The 2,677-nt window shown below is 32.2% G+C and carries 3 protein-coding genes; 1 reads left to right on the forward strand and 2 read right to left on the reverse strand.

The window, feature by feature from the left end:
- The first annotated feature begins 454 nt into the window (after window positions 1-454).
- Complete coding sequence (locus CLORY_RS22620) at window positions 455-691, forward strand: hypothetical protein (RefSeq protein WP_079428827.1); 237 nt, start codon at window positions 455-457, stop codon at window positions 689-691.
- 125 nt (window positions 692-816) lie between these two features.
- Here CLORY_RS22620 and CLORY_RS22625 read toward each other — a convergent pair whose 3' ends face one another.
- Together CLORY_RS22625 and CLORY_RS22630 are read right to left on the reverse strand one after the other, a co-directional pair.
- Window positions 817-1,089 (reverse strand): hypothetical protein, encoded by a 273-nt coding sequence (locus CLORY_RS22625; RefSeq protein WP_079428829.1) that lies wholly within the window; start codon window positions 1,087-1,089, stop codon window positions 817-819.
- A gap of 266 nt (window positions 1,090-1,355) precedes the next feature.
- On the reverse strand, window positions 1,356-1,721 hold the full coding sequence (locus tag CLORY_RS22630; protein ID WP_079428831.1) for a hypothetical protein: 366 nt from the start codon (window positions 1,719-1,721) through the stop codon (window positions 1,356-1,358).
- Window positions 1,722-2,677 lie beyond the last annotated feature (956 nt).

Here is a 2,677-nt window from a genome sequence, read left to right on the forward strand (position 1 = left end):
CTCCGGTTATTAATTGTTTTTCGACAACTCAATTATACCAAAACCAGATGGTTTCATGCTATTTTTATGCCAGTTATTATTGAATTTTCAAGGTGCATAGGCACTTATTCAAGTGCGAAGTTTGAGTTAGTGAATTAAGATAGAAAGGTAATAGAATTAATAAAATAAAAGTATTATGTAAAAATTAAGAGATAGGGCATTAAAAATGGTTACACCCGACGGAGGCATTTGTAGCGAATTTAGCAATTATCCGTGTCTTTTAGGCAAATTTCCGTTAAGATGGCGAATTGTTTGAGGCGCAGCCGAGTTATGAGCCATTAGGAAATTTGACTAAAAGATGCGGTGAAATTGCTTAACGAGCGAAACTAGCCGACATAGGATGTAATCATTTTTTATTATGGAGAACATTTATAATTTTAACTTGAATGTACATACTATATTTGGAGGTGGGTTTATGAAAAGAGAAAGAAAAACAGATAACGTAGAAAAGAAGGATAAGTTAATGTCCGGGCCGCCAAATACTGGATCTTATGGAATATCAACATCATCAAATATTACTATTGGGTCTGCAGGTGCAGAAGGAGATGGAAGCCATTCGTTATTTCCTGACTTTCATAAGTCTGAAAGCTGGATAGCTAAAACCAATCCACCTATTGATGAGACTGATGCTGAAAAGACTAAAAATAAATAAAATTTATTTTTGAAATGTCTTTTATATGATTTGTTTTTAATGCTCATGTATAATTCAAGAAAAAAATATATCCGTGACAGTCTTCATTTCTGGATTTCTCTGCTTATATGAGAAGTCTGCCACGGTTAATAAGATAAATTCCTGTTTTCGTCTTTATATTCATATCGTTGAAGTTTTATATGGTCGCAGACCAATACTATAATAGAATTGGTGGGATCATACCACATTCCACAGTAAGCAGCAAAATTTCCATCAAGAGTCACAGCTGCTATCTTTAAATTCAAGTCAACATTAGGACGGAGCATCTCCTCATCAATAGATAGCTTTTCTTCTTCTGAAAATTCAAAATCGCCTTCGTCGTTTAATTCATGATTAAAGCCTTTCCATAATACACGCAAATATTGATAGGGATTGTATGTCTATTTCATTGTGGTAATATGGAAGCCGTCTGGAAGAGTATATTCTGTAGACGTTTTGTTTAAATAAAAAATAGCGCCATTTTCTTTTTGATCGGTTGCGATAAAACCTAAGGTTGCAGCAATATCTTGAAATTTCAAATCATTATCAGCAATAACTACACCGAATTTATCAGCACAGAATTATTTTGTATCTATTCCCTTAAGAAAATGAAAATAGCCTACATAGTGCCATAATATTTCATTTTTTATTTATGAACAGTTCTGTTTATAAAGTTAGTAATAATACCTATTATGAGTCCTAGCATCGCAGGAAAAAAAGCAAAAAATAAACTTGTAATATCAAAGGTATGAAATATTAAAAATGGAATTATTTCACCTAGTATACCAACATATATTGGGTACAGCCAAAATAGATATCCCTTTTTCAATGTAATAAAGTAAGCAGTAATTACAGTAAAAAACGGCATTATGATATAAAAATTAAGAATGCAGTAACCCATTTCATCTCCACCTTGAAGAGAGATACCTGAAGCAGCGATTATCATAAAAAGGACGGTAGATATAATGTAACCTATTATTGAAATTCTTTTGGGCAAACTAATGCTTTTCAAAATTATAATACCTCCAGAATCTTTGTATCTATATACTATCATAATTACGTATTTTAAGAATAATTACAATGTTTTTACAAAAAATATCTTAAGAATAGAACGCATTTGCAGCATATTGATGTTAAATTTCTAATAGATTAGGCACTGTCCTATTTTCTAATCGACGCATGTTTAAACATTTTTAACTCTTTAGAAAATTACGATATTTTACAATTGTGGATAACTATTCGTTAAAATCAGGTTATACCCCTAAAGAGTAAGAAAGATGGGCATTAAATGAAAAAACGGTATAGCGTGTTTACGAAGAAGTTAAAAAGAAACAGTAAAATATTCTGAAGTTAGTGAATTAAGAGAGGAGAGCAACAGAAGCAGTATAATAAGAGTATTTTGTGAATATTAAGAGTCAGGGCATAGAAAATGTTTACAGTCGGGGTTTATCTAAGCACGCTCATTATCATTCGCAGATAACCCGTTAAAGGTCATTTAGGCCTTTAACCAACGGAGATATAGAGCGAATTAGCAATTGCCAACAAGTTTGCATAAAATGTATGTGTTACTAAAAGGATATAACTATATAATATACGAAGTAATATGAAGATAGCCCTTAAGAAAATACTAATAAATAAACAAACAAGAAAAAATTTGTGAGAAGTAATTTAGAAAATAATACTTTGTAAATGCATAGAGTCGGCATAAGGTAGGAAGTGGTTGGAGGAGGCATTTTCCAGCCGACGGAAATCACTTCCTACCTTTTTTTCTCTTTAGGAAATGTCCATGAAAACTTGCTTTCACCAAGTATAATGAAAATTGGATGCGTTTGTTAATAAAGACGAAATCCTGTCAATAATAAAGAAAGGTGAGGAAGTAAGCCCGTGTAAATTCTGGTAGCAAGAACTCCTTGTAGGAAACTGGCTTCGGTAATTAAAAGTACAAAGTATTGTGCGGAGAGCACGTGT

This window comes from Clostridium oryzae (assembly GCF_002029235.1).
GTDB lineage: Bacteria > Bacillota > Clostridia > Clostridiales > Clostridiaceae > Clostridium_AE > Clostridium_AE oryzae.

What these genes read in the sequence shown, in the direction of transcription:
- CLORY_RS22620 (WP_079428827.1), top strand. Translation starts at nt 455, where the DNA reads ATGAAAAGAGAAAGAAAAACAGATAACGTAGAAAAGAAGGATAAGTTA.